Source organism: Pseudomonas frederiksbergensis (assembly GCF_000802155.2).
Lineage (GTDB): Bacteria > Pseudomonadota > Gammaproteobacteria > Pseudomonadales > Pseudomonadaceae > Aquipseudomonas > Aquipseudomonas frederiksbergensis_A.
The window spans coordinates 420,389-443,633 of sequence record NZ_JQGJ02000005.1; the positions used below are offsets into that span (position 1 = coordinate 420,389).

Here is a 23,245-nt window from a genome sequence, read left to right on the forward strand (position 1 = left end):
CGCGCCAGCGGGTAACGATGAATCCATGTAAAAACCTTAAAGATCCAGCACCAGCCGCGCGCTCTTCGCACGGGAGCAGCAAGGCGTGAACTGGTCGTTGCGGGCCCGCTCGGCATCGGTCAGGAACATGTCACGATGGTCCGGCTCGCCCTCCAGTACGCGCGTGAGGCAGGTACCACAGATGCCCTGTTCGCAAGACAACGGGATGTCGATGCCGGCCTCCAGCAACACCTGGGCAACGCTGAGCGTGGCCGGCACTTGGAAACACTGTCCGGTGCTAGCCAGTTGCACCTCGAAACCGCCCGCCTCGCTGACCGGCGCAGCGGCGGCGGTAAAGTACTCGCGGTGCAGTTGCGCCTCGGCCCAGCCCTGCGCGCGCGCCGTGCCGAGCACATGCTCCATGAAGCCGTTGGGGCCACAGACGTACAGGTGACGATCACTGGCCTGCACGGACAGAACCCGAGCACTGTCGAGGCGCTGGGCATCCTCGCCGTCGTCCACATGAACGTGCACGCAATTGGCAAACGCCGAATGGCGGATGTACTCGATAAAGGCCATGCGCCCGGCCGAGCGACCGCAATAGTGCAGCTCGAAAGGCGCGCCGATCCGCGCAAGGCGTTCGGCCATGCAGAGGATCGGCGTGATGCCGATGCCGCCCGCGAACAGCACGCTGTACCCTGCCCCATGTTCCAGAGGGAACAGGTTGCATGGCTCGCTGATGCGCAGGCGACTACCTTCATGCACCTGCTCGTGCATGGCCTGCGAACCGCCGCGAGACGCCGGGTCGAGTAACACGCCCAACAGGTAGCGGTGGCGTTCTTCGGGGTGATTGCACAGCGAGTACTGGCGCACCAGGCCATTGGGCAGATACACGTCGATATGCGAGCCGGCGCTGAAGGCAGGCAGCATGGAATCGTCGACCGGGGCCAGTTCGAAACTGTAGATGCCTTCGGCTTCGCGACGCTTGCGGGTGACGACGACTTCAATCATCACTTGGCACCCGCAGGCTGCTCGGCAGCAATCATCCGATCGAGTACACGCCGCGCGCGGATGGCGCCTGCATCACCGATCAGCAGGACCGGTTTCAAGTCCCAGAACGAAGCATCGCCCATCATGCGCTGCTGGGCCTCGAGCATTGGCAAGTCTTCATCGGTAAAGGGCCGGTTGATCGCGGCCGCTTGTTCGTCAGCGAATCGCTCGGCGAATTCGCCCATTGCCTTGGGAAAACAGACTGAGAACCAATAGTGAGTCGTGGTCTCGGTCTCCGGGGTGAAGAGGTGCGGAATCGGTGTGGAAACGCCCTTATCCCTGGGGAGACCGGTCGCCACTGCGCCGGAAAACAGCAACATGTTCGCAGGCGCATCCCAACGCACATCGATCCAACGGTCCACTGGTGTGCCCTGAGGAATGTTCCAGGCGGTGTAGAGGAACTCCGGCATGATTTCCGCAACCGTCTGGCGATTGGACCAAACGGTGTTGCCCTCCTCTTGCACGCTGGTCAATGCACCCTTGACGCCATCGCCACCCAACGTAGACGGATGCAAGAACTCGATATGACTCAGGTCCATGATGTTGTCGGTTTCCAGCACGTAGTTGGCTTTCGCGTGCAGGTAGCGTTTGCCGACATACCAATGGTCTTCATCCATGCAATTGAAATCCGGAATCAGCGTCGCATCGGCCAAGTGTGGATCACCCATCCAGATCCACAGCAGGCTGTAGCGTTCGACCAGCGGGTAGGCCTTGACCTTTGCCGCCTTGGGAATTGCACCATCGCCGTGGGGGTTATGCACACAGGCGCCACTGCCATCGAATTCCAGGCCGTGGTACGGACAACGCACCGCATCGCCTTTGAGGATTCCCATGCCCAGGGGCGCGAAACGGTGAGGGCAGCGATCGGAAATGGCTTGGGCACTACCTTGGGTATCGCGGAAAAACACCACGGGTTCATTGAGCAGGGTTCGTTGGAACAGCTCCCCGGCCTTGACCTCGGTGCCCCAGGCGGCTGCGTACCAGGTGTTGCGTAAAAAGCTCATCGCGATTCCTCTTTTTCAAAGCTTGATGACGGGCTGGCGTGCGTCGTCGCACGCTCGGTTTCAATCAGCCGACGCAGGACACGTCGACAGCGCACGGCCCCTGCATCGACTGGCAACAGCACCGGGTTAAGGCCAAGCAGTTCAACCTCGCCAAGCTGGCGCTGTTGAGCCTCGACCATGGGTTTGTCCTCACCGGCAAAAATACCGATCAACATGTCCTGGACGAAGGCATTCAACTGCGCATTGTCCTGCTCGAAACTGCGCGTGTTGGCGAAGAAATAATGGGTGTTGGCCGCGTCCTGCGGCGTCATCAGATGCAGGTTCCAGGTCACGGGTCCCTCTTCCCTGGGGCGCCCTGGAGGCGTGGCGCCACTGCCCAGCAACATCAGACCGGGTGCGTGCCAGATGACTTCAGCCCAGACGTCTGCCCGGGTCGGGTCTTCAAGGTGAGCGCCGAACGCCGGCGGCGGCACATCGTCCGGCGCCCACCAACTGATGCGCACGCGATCGTTGGGCAATTCCTCGATGTCGGCGCGCGTGCGTGACAAGGCTCCGCCACCGAGCGTGTCCGGGTGCAGGAAATCAACGTGGCTCAGGTCCATGATGTTGTCGGACAGCAGTTCGTAGTGCGCGCGCGTCGGCAGATACCCATGCCCCTTGGCGTGGGTTGGCGCCTGGTCGAGGAAAGAGAAATCAGGAATCAAGGTGCCGCTGGCCAGGTGACGATCGCCTGGCCAGACCCAGATAGCCCCGTGGCGCTCAACCACCGCGAAGCCGCTAACACAGGCGGCCTTGGGGATGTTTCCTTCGCCATGGGGATTGTGCGTACATTGGCCGCTGCCATCGAAACGCAAGCCGTGGTACGGGCACTGAACGCTGTCACCGACAATCTTTCCCATGTGCAGCGGGGCAAAACGGTGCGGGCAACGATCAGCCAGCGCTTGGATCCGCCCCTGGCTGTCGCGAAAGAAGACCATGGGTTGTTCGACGATGGTCCTGCCAAGCATCGACCCTGGCGCCAGCTCGTCCGCCCACCCGGCGATGTACCAGGTGTTGAGCAAATAACTCATGTTGCTCTCCTCTTGTTCTTGTTTTCTTGAGACGTGAGATCAGCGATCAAGCTCTGCGGCTGCCGCAGCGGGAAAAGCCGACCCGCTGCCGCGCAACCGCATACAGGCCACAGCCACCACAAACTGAACACCCGCAACGATTCCCAACGCGGCGGGCAAGGCGCTGCTCAACCCACCGGTGATCGCCAGCACCACCAGCGGGCTGGCGAACTCACCGGCGAAGAACATCGCCGTGAAGCCGCCGGCGGCGCGGCCGCGCTGCTGGAAATCGACTTGGGCCATGATCCAGGTGAGCAGGGTCGGCATCATCAGGCCAATACCCAGGCCGTTGATCAGTACGGCGATCACCACCCAGCCATGGCTGTCGGCCACCGCCAACAACCCGTCGCCCATACCAGCGGCGACGAAAGCCAGGAGCATCTGCCGGTGTGCCGGCACGCCACTGAACAGACGGAAACTCAACGCGCCAATCAATACACCGAGCTGATTGGCGCCCATGGTCAAGCCGATCCGCTGCGACCCTTCGACATGCAGCAGGTTGAGCAAATAACCGACTTGTACCGGCACGATGAACAGGCTCAAGCCCGCCAGGAATGCCAGGACATACAACGGCGCCAAGGTGCGCCAGGGAAATGCCCTGCTTATCGCCTTCTTCTCGATGACCGCATGCCCACGCGGCTCCCACAGCAACCAGGCCATCAGCGGCAGCAACACCAGCCCCAACCCATACAACGCAAACGGTGTACGCCAGCCGTGTTCGCCGAGCACTCCCCCGACGGCAATGAAAATCGCCGCCGACAAGGAGGTCGCCACCATTTGCAGGGCGAACATGCGTTCGCGCCGCGCGCCGCTGTAGTAGTCGCCCATCATCGTGGTGCAGCAGGTCATGATCGCTGCCTCGGCCAGGCCGATGCCGGCGCGACTGACTACGATCGCCTGCAACGAATCCAGCCAGAGCGGCAGCACGCCACAGATGGTGTAGAGGCACATCGCACCGATCAGCAACGGCTTGCGCCCGAGTCGGTCGGCGATGATTCCGGCGAAGGGTGCAAACAGGGCAATCATTAGCGCCGGTAGCGTCAGGGCGATGGGAACCAGCACCGCGACGCCCTGGGTGTCAGCGAAGTGTTCCTGCATTTGCGGCAGGACGGGGGCCAGCAGCACAGCCCCCAGGACCGGCAAGCAACTGCCGAGCAACAGCAACAAGGACTGCGGCAACCGCGCCTGGCGTTCAACGTTCATCACGCACCTCCGGTGGTTGGGTCGCGCAGAACGCCACCCCGTAAGCGATCAGACCGGTTCGAAGCGCTAGCCAGAGATGCTGCTGGAATTGATACATGCGAGGCATGGGAACGTCCTTTCTTATTGTCATGACGCAATGGGTTGGGCGGCGGGCGTTGCGCGTTGGTCGTGGTCCGGGGTCTGCGAACCAAGGGCCCGCTGCACGCAATCGCCCTCCTCGACCAAGGCAGGCGTGAGCGGCACGCTTGTCGTCAGGCTGGGTTCCGCCGACGTCTGTTCCCGGCTGATCCGCTCGCTCGGCAACAGGAAGTGCGCCAGGGCCGGCAACAGGACCAGCGCACCGACCATGTTCCAGACGAACATGAACGCCAGCAGCACGCCCATGTCGGCCTGGAACTTGATCGGCGAAAACATCCAGGTGGCCACGCCGATCGCCAGGGTCACACCGGTCAGCATCACCACCTTGCCGGTGGACAGCAGCGCCCGGTAATACGCCTCCGACAGGCTGGTGCCCTGGCGCATATGGCCGAGCAGGATGCTCATCACGTACAGCGCATAGTCGACGCCGATGCCCACGCCGAGGGCGATCACCGGCAGGGTCGCGACCTTGACGCCGATGTTCAGCCAGACCATCAGCGCTTCACAGAGGATCGAGGTGAGCATCAGCGGAATCACCGCACACACCGTGGCGCGCCAGGAGCGGAAGGTGATCAGACAGAGCAGGATCACCGCACCGTAGACCCAGAACAGCATTTCCCGATTGGCCTGCTTGACTACAATATTGGTCGCGGCCTCGATCCCGGCATTACCGGCAGCCAGGAGGAACTGGACGTCGTCGGTATTGTTAGCGGCGGCAAATTGTTCGACGTGATCCACCAGGCCGCTGAGGGTTTGCGCCTTGTGGTCGGAAAGGTAGGCGTACAAGGTCAGCAGGCTGCAGTCTTCGTTGTACAACCCGCGTGGCGCCCCGGCGGTGACCATATTGAGCATCGCCTGGTTGTTCTGCAGTTCGTACCACTTCGGGCTGCCTTCGCTCAGGCCCACCAGCATGCGGCGGTTGAGCAACGCCAGGGAGTTGGTCGAATCCACCCCTGGCAAGGTGCGCAACTGCCAGTCGAGGGCATCGACTTTGTTCAAGATGTCATAGCGCGAACAGGCGCCGGCGGGGGTCTTGATCATCACCGCGAACAGATCGCTGCTGGCGCCGTAATGCCGGGTCAGGAATGCATCATCCTGGTTGTAGCGTGAGTCGGCCCGTAGCTCCGGCGCGCCCGCATCCAGATCACCGACTTTCAACTGCAGGCTGACGATGAAGCCGAGCGTCGCCAACGCCAGGCTCAGGGCGATGCACAACGCTGCCCAGCGGCGCTGGGTGAACAGGTCGAGGAAACGCCAAAACCCGTGGCGATGCTGGCCCGCTTGTTCAGCGTGCTCGCTTTTCAGGCTCAGTTGCGCCGCGCGGCCGCTGACCCCGACATAGGAAAGCAGTATCGGCAGCAGGATCAAGTTGGTGAAGATCAGCACCGCGACGCCGATGCTGGCGATCATCGCCAGGTCCTGGATCACCTGGATCTTGATGATCATCAGCACCGCGAAACCCACCGCATCACACAGCAGCGCGGTAAGACCGGCAAGGAACAGACGGCGGAAGGTAAAGCGCGCGGCGACGACCCGGTGCATGCCGCGCCCGATATCCTGCATGATGCCGTTCATCTTCTGTGCGCCATGGCTCATGCCAATGGCAAACACCAGGAACGGCACCAGCACTGAGTAGGGATCCAGTTGATAATCCAGCAGCGGCAGCAAGCCGAGCTGCCAGACCACCGCCACCAACGAGCAGAACACCACCAACAGGGTGCTGCGAATGCAGCGGGTGTACCAATAAAGCACCACCGTGGTGATCAGGATCGCCACGGCGAAGAAGATCAGGATCTGCCGCAGGCCGGCGATGAGATCGCCGACTTTCTTGGCGAAACCGGTGATGCGGATGTCGATGCTGTCGCTCTGGTATTGGCTGCGCAACGACTCCAACTGTTGCGACAGCCGGGTGTAGTCCAATGGTTGACCATCGGGAGTCCGCTGCAGCAGCGGTACTTGGATGATGCTCGATGCCTGGTCGAACGCCACCAGTTGGCCGATTTCGTTGGACAACTGCACGTTGCGCCGCAATGCCGAAAGGCTTGCTGCGCCGCCATCGTAGTTGTCCGGAATGACCGGCCCACCCTCCAGACCCGCTTCTGTCACCGCGACCCAGCGTGTGGCGGGCGTCCATAACGACTTCATGTAGGCGCGATCGACACCGGGCAGCAGGTAGATCTTGTCGCTCAATGCCTGCAAGGTCTTGAGGTAGTCAGCGTCATAGATCTCGCCCCGCTTGTTGACCACGGCGATGCGCACCGCATTGCCCAGCCCGCTCAACTCCTTCTGGTGCTCAAGGTAGTTGGCGATATAGGGGTGATGGGTGGGAATCATTTTTTCGAAACTGGCATTGAGCTCGACACGGCTGGACTGCCAACCCAGCACCAGCGTGGTCGCAAGGCACAGCAGCAACACCCACAGACGATGGTTGAACAATGCTCGTTCGAGCACCGAGCCGGAACGCGGATCAAAGTCATCGAGCGCATTCGCTGGGGACTGGAAAAACTTACCAGGGGACGTCATAACCTCACTCCGAAGCGGCAGTGGCTGGCTGCGCGAGACGCTGCAGCCCGGTGAAACCGGCAACGATCAGACTGCCATCGGCGGCCTCGATCACACTTGAAACAGGTTTGCCCAAGGGTTTGCCCAGTGGCAGCAGCGCTGCTCCGGTCTGCTCGCTGTTGCGAAACAGCATGCCGCCCTGGTTGACCAGCAGCAGTTGGCCGTCGGCCAGGCGGATGGAGTCGTTGAAGGAGATGGGTACGGGAACTGACAGGCGCTGGAAACTTGCACCAGCGTCCTGGGAGATAAAGGCATTGCCCTTCAGGCCGGCGACCACCAGCGCGCCGTCGGCACGACTCTGCAGCGTGAAGAAACTGCCTTCGTAAGGGCTGTCCAACTGGCTGAACGACATCGCGTCGTCGTCCGAGCGCGCCAGGTAGCCCTGCTCACCCGCCAGGAACCAACGCGGTCCCTGAACACTGATGGCGTACAAGTGCAAGCCGCTCGGGTTGGCGATGCTCCCCATCAATGACTGCCAGGTCGCACCGCCATCGGTGGTCTGCAGCGCCAAGCCGTAGGCCCCAACAATCACCCCACGATGCGCATCGATGAACTGGAGCGCCAGGAACGGTTTGTCCGCCCCATCGGCAACAAGACGCTCGGCATTTTGTACCCGTGCCAGGGCGTCGTCCGGGTTGGCTGCCGTGGCCTGCTCAGCCTTGGCGGCATCCAGTTCGAGCCGTGCCACGCGCACGCCGTCGAGCTGCAGCGTCCAGTGCTCGCCGCCATCACGCGTCGTCAGCACAACGCCTGTGTGGCCGACCGCCCAGCCCTGTCGCGCATCGACAAACTGCACCGCCGTCAGGCTCACCGACACTGGCACCGAAGCCTGGCGCCAGCTTTGCCCGTTGTCGTCGGAGAGTAGCACCAGGCCGCGCTCGCCCACCGCAACGAGACGTGTACCTGCACGCGCCAGGCCGATCAAAACGCCGTTCTGCGCAGCCGGTACCTGCATGGCAGGGGTATTCAGCGGCACGTCCACGACAGCCGTGCCGGCCAGGCACTCACTCGTGGCGAAGGGCAAATGCAGGGCCAGGAGCAACGCGCTCGCCTGACTGATTCTGTTCATAACCTACCTCGGACAAACACTCGTATCCCAAGGGCAGCCCGACAGGCCTGCCCTTCACTCTCGGCTCAGGTCTAACGCACGCCGCGCCCAGCCATTGCCGCCGGCGAGAACTCCGAGACCTTGTAGCGATCAACCGCGCGATACTGGTCCGGCAACCCCGCATAGAGATTCTGGATAAACCACGCACCGGAGGTCAGGTCGTAGAAACCGGAGGACAGTTGCACCAGGCCTGGCAGGTCGGGCAGCACGGAAGGCAGCGACCAGAGGGTCTTGGCCAGTTGACCGCTGGCGTCCCAGCGATCGGCGAGCAGGGCTTGCCAAGTGTCCTCGTCGAGGTAGTAGCGGCCCTTGGGCAACTGATGGCGCTTGCCGGCGGCCACCGTCGACTCGACCACCCAGACGCGGTGCAACTCCCAGCGCACGTAATCGGGGTTCAGATGATGCTTGCCCAACAGGTCCTGCGGCTGGGCAGCGTTCTGCACCTTGTTGGTGTTGTAGGGGACATAGATCTCCTGCTTGCCAACCAGCTTCCAGTCGAAGCGGTCCGTGCGCCCGCCCCACACGCTCAGCTCATCGAAGGACATGACCCCGGCGGTGGAAGGCGTCGGCGTATCACAGCAAGCGTTGGGGAGCGTGCGCACCCGGCGCTGGCCGCTCAGGTAGACATGAGCCTGGGATTTGTCGCCGTTGATGTTTTCACGCCCAAGGATCTGCTCGCCGGCACGAATCGCCGGGCCAAGATTGACGAAGTGCACCAGCCAGTAGTCGCCCGAGTAATTTTCAGGGCCGCCCTCCTGGAAGTAGTAGGGCATTTCCTGGGTCAACAGGCCGTCGCTGGTCATCACCTGGTTGCCGTCGGCAGTCATCAGATAGTGGCGGAAATGCCCCGCCACCGAGGTGCCGCGCCAGTTCAGCAAATGGTTCCAGATCGCTTCGGTGCCGTTCTGTGGAATCGGAAACGGGATCCCGCCGTAGGCACCATCGGGGATCAGGCCGGCGCTGCTGTCGACCAGTTTGGCGCGGGTCGCATTCTTGAACGTGTTGTCATAGACCCACTGCGGCGCGGCCGCCGTGCGCCGGGTCGGATAGACATCGATGCGATAGGTGTCCGGGAAACGCTTGAACAGCTCCTTGGTGCCGTCGCTGAGCTTGTCGGCGTACTTGGCCAGGTTCTGGGCAGTGATGCTGTACAAGGGTTTGTCTGCGGCAAACGGATCGCTGCGTTTGCCGCCCGGGACGTAGCCTGGATCAACCTTGGTGTAGCCACCGTCCCAGGCCGGAATGCTGCCATCGGCATTGCCGGCTTTCTCGGCACCGAAGGGCGTCAGGGTCTTGCCCAGCGCGGCCGCTTGTTCGGCGCTGGCGGCCAAGGCCATCGGCGCGGCGGCGGCCAGCAGGGTTAAGCACAAGGCCTTTAGAGTGAACTGAATGGTCATGCGCAAATCCTCTTAGAACGTGGTCTTGACGGAGAAAGCCAGGTAGTCCCGGTCCTTCAACGACTGCTTGTAATTGAACTGGTTGGCGGCGTTGAGGCTGGTGTCCTCGGGGCCGTAGAAGTGGGTATAGGTCAGCCCCACGGTCACTTGGTCCAGGTAGGTGGCGGATACGCCGATGTTCATGTCCCCTCCTCTATCGGGGCCGAACCCGCTGATCACGGCCGACTTGCCCATGGGGAAATAGCTGATGCCCAGCGGCACGCTGATATCGACGCCTGGGAAAAACTGGCGATAGGTCGGCGTGTACACCAGTTTCAGGCCCAGGCCGTCATCGGTGGCGTTAGGGTCCAGGGCTGCGCGGTTCCTGGTCACGGCCAGCAGGCGGTTCCAGGCGATCTCACCTACCAGGCTGGCTTCATTGGCGACGAAGGAAGGGCCCAGCGATGCCAGGACGTTGAGGTTGATGTGAGCCGTACGGCCAACGGCGTACAGGGCGTCGTCATTGTTGTCCGCGTCGACGCCCGGCAGGACGGTCTGGGCGTTGGACACCAGCGGCATGTTCCAGCGCATCGATGCTTCGCCGGCAAAGCTGTACTCGTCCACGGAGGTCGCGAAGCTGGCGCCCAGGACACGGATGTCTTCCGGGTAAACCCAGGAATATTCGCCGACTTGCCCGGTACTGAAGTTCGGCCCGGTGGCATTCGGTTTCAAATACAGCGTTGGGGTTTTCTCGTGGTACTGCAGCGCATACAGGCCGTAATCCGTCGTCCCGGTGTTGTACTTGAGCTGCAGGCCGCCTTGGCCGGAACTCCTGGCTTTCTTGTCCTTGCCATGGAAAAACGCCGCCGGGCTATTGGCATTCCCGCCCAGGAAATCCGGGAATGGCCCGCCGGTGATCAGCCTTTCATTGCCATCGCCGATCGTATCGCTGGTGGAGAAGTAGCTGCCGGCGCCAGGCAAGCGTGTCTCTTCCCACTCCAACTGGTAGAAAGCGCCCAATGACAGGTCATCGGTCAGTTGGTAGGCGGTCGAGAGTTGATTGACCGGCCGGGTGATTTCCTTGAATTGGGTGTTGGGTACCGATTGCGCCTTGACCACGTCCACTGGCGCCATGGCACCGGCAATGCCGTTGCCGCCGAAGAACAGGCTCTCGCCCCAGATCAGGCCGTGGCGCCCGGCGCGAACCGACAAGGTACGGTCGGCCAGCTCACCGTTCCAGTAGACGAAGGCATCCAACAGTTCACCGTCACCACCGTGCAGTTGACGGGTATCACTGGTGAACTCGTTGAACCCCACCGAACGTTGGTTGGCACTGGCCGCGTCGTTGTTATCGTTGCGGTCCTGGTAGACGGTGTCGTACCAGGCGGCACCGCTCAGACGCGCACCAAAGTTGTGAAAACCGATGTCCAGCTCGGAAAGAATATCCAGGCGATTGGAGATCAGCCCCTTGCCGAAGTTGTGATCGCCGTCATTCTGGTTCAACGCCGTCTGCCCTTCGCTGAGCTTGCTGCTGGGCTCCTTCAGGCGCCAGGCCGCGCTGTACTTCAGCGTGTTGTCCCAGCGCAAGCTGAGATCGGGATTGCCGGTGTCGATCTGAAACGCCTGGGCTGCCGAAGCGCCAAGCCCCAGGCTGGCCGCAAGGGTCAGGGTGAAGGGGACGCGCCGCGACGCAGCGAACTTGCGAGTAGCCATCGAAGTAACCCTCTTTATTGTTGTTGTATGTCAGCTCTTCTGGTGAAACCGCGCCCGCAGTCCAACCGGGCCAAGCCTGCACAGGCATGAAACATCCTTGGGGAGCGAATTTGGTTTTGCCGGCGTCTCAGATAGGCTCTGCCGTGACCTCAAGCATCCGTCTGACCAGGCTGATCCGGTCGAAGCTGCTGTCGTGGGCCATTTCCTTGTCACCGGCCAGCACCGAGCTTTCGCTGATGAATTTGCAGCGTTCATAACGGCGCGCCATAAAGCGCTCGAGCTGCTGTTCGACGCTGCCGCCGCCGGCCAACTCCTCGCCAAGCACGACGGCATCTTCGATGGCCATACCGGCGCCCTGGCCCAAGTGCGGCGTCGTGGCGTGCACTGCATCGCCAATCAGCACGACACGGCCGCGGTACCAGGGCTCGCGGACGAACACCACCTCCAGCGGCTTGTAGACCACCCGTTCGCTGTCAGTAATTAGCTCGCGCAGCTCGCCGATCAGCCCGGTGAAACCACTCAGGCGCTGGCGCATTCGGGACGCCAGCGTGGCAGGCTCCACTCTTGGATTGGCGGGTTCGTGGGAGGTCATGAACAGGTACATCTGGTCCTGACCCAGCGGCACCAGTCCGGCATTGCCGGCGGGCCCCTGGAAGGTAGCCAGATGATCGATCCCGGCGGCGCGTGGAAAGTTATAGCGCCACACCGCTTGGCCGGTGAAGCGCGGCAGGTACTGCTCACCGAACAGCAAGCCTCGCAAGTGGGAGTACAGGCCATCGGCGCCCACGACCAGATCGAAATGGCCGCGACTGCCATCGGTGAACAACACATCAACGCCCTCGCCCATCTGCTCCAGCGTTTCGACGCTCAGGCCCAGACGAATCGAGGCCCCCAGGGCAATAGTGGTTTCGCTGAGAACTTGATGCAGGGCCAGGCGCGAGATGCCGACATTGGCTGGGTAGTCGGGGCCGGCCAGGCGCTGACCAGGGATCCGCGCCAGCTGTTCACCGGCGGTGGTATTGATGGTCACATCCTCGAACGCGTAGGCAGCATCCAGGTAGCCATCCAACACACCCAACTTGGCCATCTCACGGACAACGTTACTCTGCTGGATGATGCCAACACCGTAGACGGTCCACTGCGTCTTGAGCTCGACAAGATCGACGACAATGCCTTTGCGACGCAAAGCGATTGCGGCACACAGGCCACCGATACCACCACCGACGATAAGCACCTTTTTCACTGCGTTCATGCTCGTCTCACTCTTATTCTTGTTATTCACGCAAGCGTTCTGCCGGAGCGATCCCAGGCTTCAGAACCCGCTGTGTTTGCACGCATTCGGTACCGCTTTGTGCCCCACTTTCTCGGCAAAGCAGGCGTTTGACTAATCGCATGTAGGGATACGATGTATCAGCTACCGCGATACCTTAATTAAGGTCCACATGCCTCCAACTGACCCGCTTCGAGCACCAGCCAATCGGCTTCTGCATGCCATTGCAGCGCACTCAGGCTTTCCCCCAGGCACGGGCCGTACACGCACAGACCCGTGTCAGGAAGGAACCGCGCACCATGCGCATAACAGACAATCTGGCGGCCATCGACGCTGAGAAAACGGTCTTTGCGATACTCCAGGCGCACCGCCAAGTGTGGGCAACTGTTGCGATAGACGCGCACCTCTGCGTCATGGCGCAGGGCAAACACGCTGTCCTTGCCCGTACCCAGAGGATCGAACCCGCGGGCCTGCCCTTCGACCAATTCATCCAGTCGACAGAGCACCAGGGCCTCGTGACTCATGGACGACCTCCGCGCTCAGGCCTGCTTGGGCGGCGGGCCGCTCGGGAACCACTTTTCCCGGGAAGTGAACAGGAACAACTGCGAGTTATCCGCCGACAACGGCGCTTGGCGCGCTTGCCAGGCGTCATCGTGCTTGTCCATGTCGGCGTCGTATTCAATGTGGCAACCCAACGGGCTGTTGAAGTACCAGAACCAGTTGGAGCCGAAGAGATGACGGCCCGGCCCCCAGAAGCTGGTCCAGCCTTGCTCTTCGAAGCGACGACCGGCCAGCAGTACTTCCGTGCCGCTGCCCATGTGAAAGGTGAAGTGCTCGCAGCCCTTCATGTGCGGCGGCGTCTGGATCATGAACAGGCAGTGATGGTCATCGGAACCGGCCGGCCGCATGAACGGGCCCGCACCGACAAAGGTGTCAGTGGTCACGAAGCCCAGGCGCTTGTAGAAAACTTCGGCCTTGGCTGCGTCCGGCACGAAATACACTACGTGGGACAGGGTCCGTGGCAAGGCCTGCATGTCGGGATTGATGCCAGGTTGGTTGACCGGGCGTTGAGGCGCGTGGCCCGGCGCATTGGTCAGATCGGCTGGTGCGCTGTACGCGCGCCGCACACTGATCTGGAAACCAATGGCAAAGCCCATATCGTCCACGCTGTGCACGGAGCCATCGGCACCGCGGGTCACCGGGCGGTCGCGCCCCAGTTCATCGGCGATGGCCTCAAGATCAGCCATGCTTGCCACGCCATAGACGGTTTCACGAATCGAGGGCGCAGGCCCGATGGCCGCCGGCAGACTGGCATCGTCTGCCCGACGGATAATCACGGCGGTGCCGTCGAGGGCTTCAAAACGACCGCCCTCGCTGTCGACATCGACAGGCAGCAGGCCGTAGTCACGCAGGCAATGAGTACAGGCTTGAATGTCGTCGACACCGAAAATAAGGGCGTCAAGGCCAATGATGTTCATTGAGTTACCACTCCATTGTAATTATTCAGCGCAGGCCAGCACCCCGCTTACGGGAGCAGTGCCAGGCGGTACGCTGCCTTGGCGGGTCTTGGAGTCGATAAAGCGTCACGGCCAACCGACTGTGGGTTGATAGTGAAGGGGTAAAAACTCACTGACTAATCGCTTGTCGGGATGCGACCTATCGGTAAACGCGATACCTGGCTGCGCAGCACAAGCGCTCTGGAAAATCGAACAGGCATCGCACGATTCGCCCACTCACGGCACTTGACGCCGCGATAGGAAGGTCGGAAGGTATTTACAAAATAAATACAAGAATCGAGACCGCCATGCGTTTTAACCACTTGGATCTCAACCTCCTGGTGGCGCTGGATGTATTGCTGGAAGAGCAGAACATCACCCGCGCCGCCGAACGCCTGCACATGACACAATCCGCCACCAGCGGCGTACTGGGCAGGCTGCGCCTCTACTTCGAAGATGAGCTGCTGGCGCAGGTCGGACGCAAGATGCAGCCCACGCCTTATGCCCGCGAACTGGCGGCGCCGGTGCGCCAGGTGCTGCTGACGATCCAGTCCTCGATCACCGCCAAACCGGTGTTCGACCCCGCCACCAGCAAGCGTCATTTTCGCCTGATCACCTCGGACTATCTGATCAGCGTCCTGTTTGCCCGGGTGATCCAGAAGATCTCCCTGGAAGCACCGCATATCACCTTTGAACTGCTCGGCCCTGGCGACACGTCCACCGAGATGCTGATGCGCGGTGAGGCCGACATGATGATCGTGCCTGAACACTACCTGATCGAAGGCCACCCCTCGCAGCTACTGTTTGAAGAAGAACACGTCTGTGTAGTGTGGGACGGCAACACGTTGGTGGGCGACAGCATCAGCCTCGACCAGTACATCGAGATGGGCCATGTCTCGGTGATTTTTGGCCGCAACCGACAACTGAGCGTCGAAGAATGGTTGATGAGCCAGTATGGTTTCACCCGCCGCATGGAAGTGGTGACCCATGACTTCAATACTCTGCCGCAGCTGATCGTCGGCACCCAACGCGTCGCCACCATGCTCCAACGCATGGCCAAGCTCTACGCCAACTACCTGCCGCTACGCATCGTGCAGCCACCAGTAAAAATCCCGGTGATGCGTGAGTTCATGCTCTGGCATCGGACCATGGAGGGGGATCCGATGCACCGCTGGCTGCGGGCGAAAATCAGCCAGATCATCAACGAACTGGAGCAGTAGTTACTGCGCTAGCCAAAGGCGAGTCACGTTCGAAAGTGCCCGACGGCCGCTTTGAGCTCGCCGCCAACCCGTTGCAAGTCGGCCGTTGAGCCTTGCAATTTCAGGCTTTCCCTGGCGCTTCCTTCGGCCACTTCCCGCACCCGCGTCATGCTCTGGCTGACTTGCTCGGCCACCACGCTCTGCTGTTCGGCGGCCGCGGCGATCTGCTGGTTCATCTGCTCGATGCTGGACACCGCCCGGGTGATCCGCGCCAGCGCCTGGGAGGCTTGCGCCGCAAGCACCACCGTTTCATCGCTCAGCACATGGCTGCCTTGCAAGCGCTCGGCGGCGTGTTGGGCTACAGCGCTCAGACGAACGATCAACCCTTCGATTTCCGTGGTTGATCGCTGGGTACGCCGTGCCAGGCCACGCACCTCATCGGCGACCACGGCGAAGCCACGTCCCTGCTCGCCCGCCCGCGCGGCCTCGATGGCGGCATTGAGCGCCAGCAGGTTGGTCTGCTCGGCCACCGCCTTGATCACATCGAGCACACCTCCAATCGCCGCGCTCTCCACCAATAGCGACCGCATGGCCTCAGCGCAACCGCCCATCTCCACAGCCAAATGATCAATCTTGTCACTCGCCTGACGCACCAACTCATCGCCCTCACGCGCCTGTTGGTCGGCATGCGCCACCGCTTCGCTGGCTTGACCCGCGTTGCGCGCGACTTCCTGCGCTGTGGCGGCCATCTGTTGCATGGCGGTGGCGGCCAGCTCGGTTTCCTGGCGTTGGTGTTCGACACCACGGCTGTTACTCAGGGTCACTTCGGCCAGGCTGCCGGCCATGCCGTTGAGCGAGCCGACACCGCGGTCGATGCGTCCGACCAAACCGCGCAGGCTGCCCAGCATGTTGCCCACCGTGCCCAACAGTTGACCCAACTCATCACGACGACCACTGCCTGCCGGCGGATCACTCAGGTCCCCCGCCGCCACGCGTTGGACCAACTGCACAGCCTGGCGCAACGGCTGCACAATCAAGTGACGGATCAGCAGACTAGCGCCAATGCCCAAGGCGAGCGCCAGAACGGTGATCAACCCCAATTGGCGATCGGCATCGCGATTATCGTCCAGGACCGCCTGCCTTTGCTGCTCATCGGCCTGGGCCAGCAGCTGGCTGACCTGCTCAATTTGCGCACTCATCGCCGCACTGCTTTGCGCACTTTGCTCACGGCTGTCGACGAACTCGAGAAAGGCTTTGCGGTAGTCGCCCAAGGCAGTGTTCGCCTCCTGCAGCGACGCACCTTGCTGCTCGTCAAGATCGAGCGCCTGCATGGCGGCCAGCAGGTCACTCATGCTCATTTCCCAGTCGCTGCGGTAACGCTCCTCGCCATCGAGCGAGTAGTACAGCTCGCTGTCACGCAGCTTGGCGAGCTTGTCCCGCAGCGCGGTCGTCTGCTCAAGCAAAACCATCTGATCGCTGCTCGGCGGCGTCCCCTGCCCTAACCGAGCATTAAGCGCATCCAGTTGGTCGAGAAACAGTAGGGTAAAACTGTCGCCAGCCGTCTGCGCCCGTGCCTGCATGCGCAGGCGCGTTTCGCGAGCCCGACGCAACGAATCGGCATAGCCGAGGAACTGCTCCAGGTAAGCGCTGACGGCTGTGCGAACCGCGGTGTGCGTTGCGCTGTTGGTCGGGTGATCATCGAGTTGCCGATTTAGTTTTCCAATCGTCTCGCGGACTTGCTCCAGGCGCTGCGGGGCGAGATCCAGGGCGAATGCTTTCTCGTCGATACGCGCACGCAGGATCAGGGCCTGAACCGCTGACGCCTGACGCGACTGCTCCCCACGTTGCTGCAGCACACCCAGGGAACGAAAAGCCGTGAGCGCTACTCCCAAAGTAACCAGCAGCACCAAGCCAAAGCCCAGCAATAGCTTGGCCCCCACCGACAGATTTCCGAGAACGCGATTCAATATGAGCATGTCCAGTCCCTCGCACGGTCGTGGAAAAACAGCCTGCCTTTGGCGCACAGGCTGATCGCTGTGCCGGATCTGGACTCACTCATCTGCCGATACCTTATTCTTGTTGTTGTGTGCCCCAAACGCCAACCGACGGCGCGGTTCAGCGCCAACTCTAGTGAGTCGGACCTCAACGACACCAATCACATCCTGCGTTATGAGCCATCGCAAAGCACGATGGTAGGTATCCGGATTTGCGGCTTGAGCGGTGCGTAGCCCCCTTGGACCAACGGTGCACACGGCTCTATCTCCGTTCGCAATACCTCCCATCCCGACTCGCGATTGGCCAAACAAGGGGCCTGCCCTTAGCCTGCTTCGAACCGTCAGGTCTGGCTATTCCCGCTCCGGACCTGGTCGCCCGCTTTGCTTGCACAAGGACAATAACAATCATGTTTCGCTACTTCCCGACCAACTACGTGTGGAATCTTTCCGTCGATCTGGCCATTGAAATGGGCGCCCGCATTGGCGAAATCGAAGAAATGTGCGCGCCGCTGCAGGAGGCCGCCAAGCAACCGGACGCCGCTGGCAGCAAGGCCTTCCGGGAGACCTGGGCGAACATGGCCGACAAGCTGTGCGGCCTGGCTGAAGAAGACGAAGGCAAGGGTCGAATGTTGTCTGCCGGTGAAAAATACAACCGCGCCGCGACCTACTACCTGAGCTGCGAACGCCTACAGGCCCACGGTGCCCCTGGCCGGACGGAGCTGTACCAGCGCTTTCTGCACACGTTCCAACGCGGTATCGACCTGGCACGCGAAAACTGCGAGCGCGTTGAAATCCCTTACGAAGGCAAACATATTTCCGGTCTGCTGGTCCGTGCCGAAGGTGTCAGCGGCCCAGCGCCGATTTTGGTGCAGGTCAATGGACTCGACTCCACCAAAGAAATGAAATACCGCGTCGGCCTGCCCGCCTGGCTGGCCAAACGTGGCGTGTCGTCGCTGATCATCGACCAACCCGGGACAGGCGAAGCGCTCCGGCTACATAACCTGACAGCGCGTTTCGACAGCGAACATTGGGCCAGTCGCGTGGTGGATTGGTTGGAAACCCGCGACGATGTCGACGCCAAACGCATTGGGTTGGAGGGCGTATCACTCGGAGGTTATTACTGCCCGCGTGCCGTGGCCTTCGAGCCGCGCTTCGCTTGCGGTGTCGTCTGGGGGGCCAATCATGACTGGCGCGACGTGCAGAAACGCCGCTTGGAAAAGGAAGGCAGCTTCCCGGTCCCGCATTACTGGTCGCACGTCTCGTGGGTATGGGGCGCCAAGGACACCGACGAATTCATGGCCATCGCCGAAAATGTGCATCTGGATGGCATCCTGGATCGCATCAAGGTTCCCTTCCTGGTCACCCACGGTGAAAAGGATTCGCAGATTCCATTGAAGTGGGCACACCGCACTTACGAACAATTGGTCAACAGCCCAAAACGCGAACTGAAAGTCTTCACCGAGCGCGAGGGTGGCGTACAGCACTCGAGCTTCGATAACAGTATCAATGCCGGCCAGTACATCGCCGACTGGGTGGCTGAAGTGCTCGGTGGTCGCACTGCATGACAGGTATGAAATTCATGCTCCGGCATGCGGCCGGGGCCTGAACGTCCGGTGCGACCGCGCGATGGGCATGAATGCGTGCCCATCGCCCCGCCGTCAAAAGTGCTTCGATGGTTGCGCATATTCGATCGGAAGCAGCTTTTAACGAGGGTGTCGTCCGCATTGTGTACCCGTGATTTTGGGTACTGCTTTAACCAACCTTTAGATTTTTGACGTTAACGAGGTGCAAGGCAGACGGAGTAAAACCGTAGACGACGAACAGCCACTCTTCGGCTTAATTGAAGCTCTAGGTATGGATTTCGCCGATGAGCGTTTGCTGGAAGAGACCTCTCCGTCGTCTCCCTATGGACCGGGGGCGTTGGGATGGGAAAACGGCTCTATTGATACCTTTCTTGATGCTGCCGCAGCGGGGGCGACTGCCAGCTCACGCAGTTCCCCTGTGAGTGCCAGTAGATCAAACGTATGGCAACGCTGTGCGGCCATTCTGCTGGCTGGTAAATTTTATGAGTGAGCCCAGCCATTGCGGTTCGAAGGACTACGACCGAACAAAGGCTGCCGGTCGTGAAAATCCACTATCGACTCATACTGCTTCAAACCGCAGGTCTTGAACTGCTCGGCGGTGTTTTCACACAGGCTGGGCCCGAAGTAGCCTGTCGACATGAGTGCAAACATTTTTTAGGCACAAAAAAAGCCACTCATCTGAGTGGCTTTTTTTGAATCTTGGAGCGGGAAACGAGACTCGAACTCGCGACCCCGACCTTGGCAAGGTCGTGCTCTACCAACTGAGCTATTCCCGCGTCTTGGTGTGGCGCATTCTATAGATTCCAAACACGCCGTCAACCCTTTGATTCAAAAAAGTTTTATTTCGGATCGACATCAGTCCGCAGGTGCGGCCAGGCGGCGCGCAGGTATTGAACCATCGACCACAGCGTCAAACCAGCGGACACCAGCAGCAAGCCGTAACCCAACAGGACCCAGAAGGTGAAGTCCGAAGGATTCGCCAGCAGGATAACCAGCGCGAGCATCTGCGCGGCGGTTTTCCATTTACCGAGGTTCGACACGGCGACCTGGGCGCGGGCACCCAACTCGGCCATCCATTCACGCAACGCCGAGACGACGATTTCGCGGCCGATGATCACTGCCGCCGGCAGGGTCAGCCAGAGATTGCCGTGTTCTTGCACCAGCAGCACCAGGGCCACCGCGACCATCAGTTTGTCGGCCACCGGGTCGAGGAACGCGCCGAACGGCGTGCTTTGCTCCAGGCGTCGGGCGAGGTAGCCGTCGAGCCAGTCCGTCGCGGCGGCGAAGGCAAAGACCGAGGCTGAGGCCACGTAGCTCCAGTGGTACGGCAAGTAGAACAACAATATGAAGATCGGGATGAGCAGGACGCGTAGAACGGTAATCAGGTTTGGGATATTCATCGGCACAACTGGCTACGAGGTTGACGGGCATTCTACTCGCTATGCAGGTTCGCATAAATCGACTCTGCGAGCTTTTTACTGATGCCGGGTGCTTTGGCTATCTCCTCGATGCTGGCACGAGACAGTTCCTGCAATCCACCAAAATGTTTCAACAGATCACGCCGGCGCGTCGGCCCGACCCCTGCCACGCCTTCCAGCGTAGAGGTACGGCGGGTCTTGCCACGGCGGGCGCGGTGCCCCGTGATGGCGAAGCGGTGGGCTTCGTCGCGGATCTGCTGGATCAAGTGCAATGCCGGCGAATCGCCCTTGAGGGTGAATTCGTGGGCCGCGTCGTTCAGGTACAAGGTTTCGAAACCCGCCTTGCGCGTCGCGCCCTTGGCTACGCCGAGCAGGATCAGGTCCGGGACCGCCAGTTCGTTGAGTACGTCGCGGGCCATGGATAACTGGCCTTTGCCACCGTCCACCAACAGGATGTCCGGCAACTTGCCCTCGCCGTCCTTGATCTTGCCGAAGCGCCGCATCAGTGCCTGGTGCATGGCGGCATAGTCATCGCCCGGGGTAACGCCTTCGATGTTATAGCGCCGGTAATCGGATTTGATCGGGCCTTCAGGACCGAACACCACGCAGGAGGCAACGGTCGCCTCGCCGCTGGAGTGGCTGATGTCGTAGCACTCGAGCCGCTGCGGCGGCTCATCCAGATGCAGGACATCGGCCAAGGCATCGAACCGTGCCGCGACGTGCTGGCGGTTGGCCAGGCGCGCGCCAAGGGCCTGTTCGGCGTTGGTCACGGCCAATTGCTGCCAGCGCGCGCGCGTTCCACGCACTCGGTGGCTGATGGTCAGTTCTCGACCGCGAAGCTTGTCGATGGCTCCGATCAGGGCCGGGAAGTCTTCGTGGACCACGTTGACGATCAACTCGCTGGGCAAGTCGCGTTCCGGGCTGCTGATGTAGTACTGGCCCAGGAAAGCGGCCATGACTTCCGCCACGTCTTCCTCGATCCCTACCTGAGGGAAGAAATTCTTGCTGCCCAGCACCCGACCGCCCCGCACACTGATGAGATGCACGCAGGCGCCACCGGGGTTGACGAACGCGGCGACGACATCGACATCGCCGCTGCCGCCCTCCATGCTCTGCTGGTCCTGTACACGACGCAGCAACCCGATCTGGTCGCGCAACTCCGCGGCGCGTTCGAATTCAAGGTTGATCGAAGCCTCTTCCATGGCGGCCGACAGTTCATCGGTCAGCGCATTGCTGCGCCCCTCCAGGAACATGACCGAGTGACGCACGTCCTCGGCATAGACCTCGGGCTCGACGAGCCCGACACACGGCGCCTTGCAGCGTTTGATCTGGTGTTGCAGGCAGGGCCGGGTCCGATTCTTGTAATAGCTGTCTTCGCATTGGCGCACGAAAAAGGTTTTTTGCAGCAGGCTCAGGCTTTCACGGATTGCCCCGGCGCTGGGGTATGGGCCGAAATACCGGCCCTTGGCCTTCTTGGCCCCACGATGAATGCTCAGGCGTGGAAAGGCCCCGTCGGACAGGAACACGTACGGGTATGATTTGTCGTCCCGCAACAGGATGTTGTACGGCGGCCGCCATTCCTTGATCAGCGTCTGCTCAAGCAGCAGCGCCTCGGTTTCATTGGCGGTGATGGTGGTTTCGATTTGCGCGATGCGCCCCACCAGCGCGGCGGTTTTTGGTGCGAGGCCCGTCTTGCGGAAGTAGCTGGCCAGGCGCTTCTTGAGGTTCTTGGCCTTGCCGACGTAAAGCAGGCGCGCGTCGCTGTCGAACATGCGGTACACGCCGGGACGGCCGCTGCAGGTGGACAGGAAAGCACTTGGATCAAACTGTTCAGTCATTATCAGGCGCTGGCATCGACCATGCCATGACGCACCGCCAGCAGCGTCAACTCGACGTCACTGCTGATCGAAAGCTTTTCGAAGATACGGTAACGGTAGGTATTGACGGTCTTGGGCGACAGGCACAGCTTATCGGAAATGATCTGGACCTTCTGGCAGCCGACGATCATCAGCGCAATCTGGATTTCTCGTTCGGACAGCGCATCGAAGGGCGAATCGTTGGTCGGCTGGAACGACTTGATTGCCAATTGCTGGGCGATTTGCGGGCTGATATAGCGCTGCCCGGCAAATACCAGGCGGATTGCCTGGACCATCTCGTTCAAGCCGGCGCCCTTGGTGAGGTAGCCCGCCGCGCCCGCCTGCAACAACCGGGTGGGAAACGGATCTTCCTCACAGACAGTCACCGCGACGACCTTGATGTCCGGATGACTGCGCAGCAGCTTACGCGTGGCTTCAAGGCCGCCGATGCCCGGCATCTTGACGTCCATGAGCACCACGTCGGGTTTCAATTCACGCGCCTTGATCAGGGATTCCTCCCCGGATTCGGCTTGGCCAACTACTTGCAGGCCATCAATGTCAGCCAGCATTCGTGTAATGCCCGTACGGACGAGATCATGGTCGTCGACCACTAACACCCTAATCAAGCAGACACCTCACGATTTGGTCTTGTATGGGTTGCCAACACCTTAGCAAAAAGCACTCGGCAGACCTAGGGCAAACGGGCAGATAAAAGTTACAACAAATCTTCGAACTCGATATTCGAAGCCTCAAGCATGGGCGTCTCGCTGCATTCTAAAGAAACACTCATCTTCCCCGACCACCCTCAGCCCCATGCGCTCGTAGAGTTCCCGGGCCGGATTGTCTTTGAAAACGGTAAGCCGCAACGCCGGGCGATGTTCAACTGCCACCATCGCCCAGACCTGTCCTATCGCCCAGGTTCCGGCGCCCTGTCGACGAAACGCCTTGTCGATCTGTAACTCTCGAATATACAAAGCGCGCGCATCACGACTGAGACTGACAAAACCCAGCGTTTGTTCATGGCGGCAGATTATCCAGTTCTGGCGGATGACCCACGCCAGATCGAACGCCTCGTCCTGCCACAGCAAATCATGGCGCAGGTAATAGGTAAGCATGTTGCTGCAAGTCAGCTGACGTGCAAACTCAATGTCACGGGCTTCAGCCGGGCGCCATTCAAGACTCATCGA

The 23,245-nt window shown here is 61.0% G+C and carries 18 protein-coding genes, 1 tRNA gene and 1 pseudogene; 2 read left to right on the plus strand and 18 right to left on the minus strand.

The genetic code is table 11. The features are described from left to right. Positions 1–36: 36 nt before the first annotated feature. From JZ00_RS12940 to JZ00_RS12990, 11 genes are all read right to left on the minus strand, one after another. Positions 37–990: a PDR/VanB family oxidoreductase gene (locus tag JZ00_RS12940; protein ID WP_039589566.1), complete on the minus strand. Its 954-nt coding sequence runs from the start codon at positions 988–990 to the stop codon at positions 37–39. After that, entirely contained in the window at positions 990–2,033 is a 1,044-nt protein-coding gene (locus JZ00_RS12945) for an aromatic ring-hydroxylating dioxygenase subunit alpha (RefSeq protein ID WP_039589564.1), read from the minus strand. The genes JZ00_RS12940 and JZ00_RS12945 overlap by 1 nt, the downstream gene beginning before the upstream one ends. Beyond that, positions 2,030–3,103, minus strand: coding sequence for an aromatic ring-hydroxylating dioxygenase subunit alpha (locus tag JZ00_RS12950; protein WP_039589562.1), 1,074 nt, complete (start codon positions 3,101–3,103; stop codon positions 2,030–2,032). Before JZ00_RS12950 ends, JZ00_RS12945 begins: the two co-directional genes overlap by 4 nt. Before the next feature lie 39 nt (positions 3,104–3,142). Beyond that, entirely contained in the window at positions 3,143–4,345 is a 1,203-nt protein-coding gene (locus JZ00_RS12955) for an MFS transporter (RefSeq protein ID WP_039589561.1), read from the minus strand. 126 nt (positions 4,346–4,471) lie between these two features. Beyond that, the gene (locus tag JZ00_RS12960; RefSeq protein ID WP_039589559.1) at positions 4,472–7,006 is read right to left on the minus strand and encodes an efflux RND transporter permease subunit; all 2,535 of its coding nucleotides are present in this window, start codon (positions 7,004–7,006) and stop codon (positions 4,472–4,474) included. A 4-nt stretch (positions 7,007–7,010) separates the two neighbouring features. Continuing rightward, entirely contained in the window at positions 7,011–8,114 is a 1,104-nt protein-coding gene (locus tag JZ00_RS12965; RefSeq protein ID WP_039589558.1) for a WD40/YVTN/BNR-like repeat-containing protein, read from the minus strand. Positions 8,115–8,185: 71 nt separating this feature from the next. Then, positions 8,186–9,550, minus strand: a complete 1,365-nt coding sequence (locus tag JZ00_RS12970; protein WP_039589553.1) for a DUF1329 domain-containing protein — start codon at positions 9,548–9,550, stop codon at positions 8,186–8,188. 12 nt (positions 9,551–9,562) lie between these two features. Further along, positions 9,563–11,242 carry a DUF1302 domain-containing protein gene (locus tag JZ00_RS12975; RefSeq protein WP_039589551.1) on the minus strand — a complete coding sequence of 560 codons (1,680 nt, stop codon included), beginning with the start codon at positions 11,240–11,242 and terminating at the stop codon, positions 9,563–9,565. Between the two features lie 127 nt (positions 11,243–11,369). Then, entirely contained in the window at positions 11,370–12,494 is a 1,125-nt protein-coding gene (locus JZ00_RS12980) for an FAD-dependent oxidoreductase (protein WP_039589549.1), read from the minus strand. 179 nt (positions 12,495–12,673) lie between these two features. Continuing rightward, positions 12,674–13,036: a Rieske (2Fe-2S) protein gene (locus JZ00_RS12985; RefSeq protein ID WP_039589547.1), complete on the minus strand. Its 363-nt coding sequence runs from the start codon at positions 13,034–13,036 to the stop codon at positions 12,674–12,676. A gap of 15 nt (positions 13,037–13,051) precedes the next feature. After that, positions 13,052–13,990 carry a VOC family protein gene (locus JZ00_RS12990; protein ID WP_039589545.1) on the minus strand — a complete coding sequence of 313 codons (939 nt, stop codon included), beginning with the start codon at positions 13,988–13,990 and terminating at the stop codon, positions 13,052–13,054. Positions 13,991–14,316: 326 nt separating this feature from the next. Here JZ00_RS12990 and JZ00_RS12995 point away from each other — a divergent pair, with 326 nt between their 5' ends. Continuing rightward, the gene (locus JZ00_RS12995) at positions 14,317–15,228 is read left to right on the plus strand and encodes a LysR family transcriptional regulator (protein ID WP_039589543.1); all 912 of its coding nucleotides are present in this window, start codon (positions 14,317–14,319) and stop codon (positions 15,226–15,228) included. A 23-nt stretch (positions 15,229–15,251) separates the two neighbouring features. On the opposite strand, the gene JZ00_RS31940 is transcribed toward JZ00_RS12995, so the two are convergent. After that, a complete protein-coding gene (locus tag JZ00_RS31940) occupies positions 15,252–16,115 on the minus strand; it encodes a methyl-accepting chemotaxis protein (protein ID WP_412177673.1) in 864 nt (287 codons plus the stop codon). Further along, a pseudogene (locus JZ00_RS31945) lies at positions 16,110–17,183 on the minus strand (HAMP domain-containing protein); the annotation flags it as partial. The pseudogene JZ00_RS31945 and the gene JZ00_RS31940, both read right to left, overlap by 6 nt. A 425-nt stretch (positions 17,184–17,608) precedes the next feature. Here JZ00_RS31945 and JZ00_RS13005 point away from each other — a divergent pair. Continuing rightward, positions 17,609–18,766 (plus strand): alpha/beta hydrolase family protein, encoded by a 1,158-nt coding sequence (locus tag JZ00_RS13005; RefSeq protein ID WP_039589540.1) that lies wholly within the window; start codon positions 17,609–17,611, stop codon positions 18,764–18,766. A 718-nt stretch (positions 18,767–19,484) separates the two neighbouring features. Here JZ00_RS13005 and JZ00_RS13010 read toward each other — a convergent pair. The 5 genes from JZ00_RS13010 to JZ00_RS13030 all read right to left on the minus strand — a co-directional run bounded on the left by JZ00_RS13010 (position 19,485) and on the right by JZ00_RS13030 (position 23,242). Beyond that, positions 19,485–19,560: transfer RNA gene (locus JZ00_RS13010), tRNA-Gly, on the minus strand. A 63-nt stretch (positions 19,561–19,623) separates the two neighbouring features. After that, positions 19,624–20,184 (minus strand): CDP-diacylglycerol--glycerol-3-phosphate 3-phosphatidyltransferase, encoded by a 561-nt coding sequence (gene pgsA, locus JZ00_RS13015; RefSeq protein WP_039589536.1) that lies wholly within the window; start codon positions 20,182–20,184, stop codon positions 19,624–19,626. A 32-nt stretch (positions 20,185–20,216) separates the two neighbouring features. Next, positions 20,217–22,040, minus strand: a complete 1,824-nt coding sequence (gene uvrC / locus JZ00_RS13020) for an excinuclease ABC subunit UvrC (protein WP_039589533.1) — start codon at positions 22,038–22,040, stop codon at positions 20,217–20,219. 2 nt (positions 22,041–22,042) lie between these two features. Beyond that, positions 22,043–22,684, minus strand: coding sequence for a response regulator transcription factor GacA (gene gacA, locus JZ00_RS13025; protein WP_003200277.1), 642 nt, complete (start codon positions 22,682–22,684; stop codon positions 22,043–22,045). Between the two features lie 123 nt (positions 22,685–22,807). Continuing rightward, a complete protein-coding gene (locus tag JZ00_RS13030) occupies positions 22,808–23,242 on the minus strand; it encodes a GNAT family N-acetyltransferase (protein ID WP_039589530.1) in 435 nt (144 codons plus the stop codon). Between the last annotated feature and the right edge of the window lie 3 nt (positions 23,243–23,245).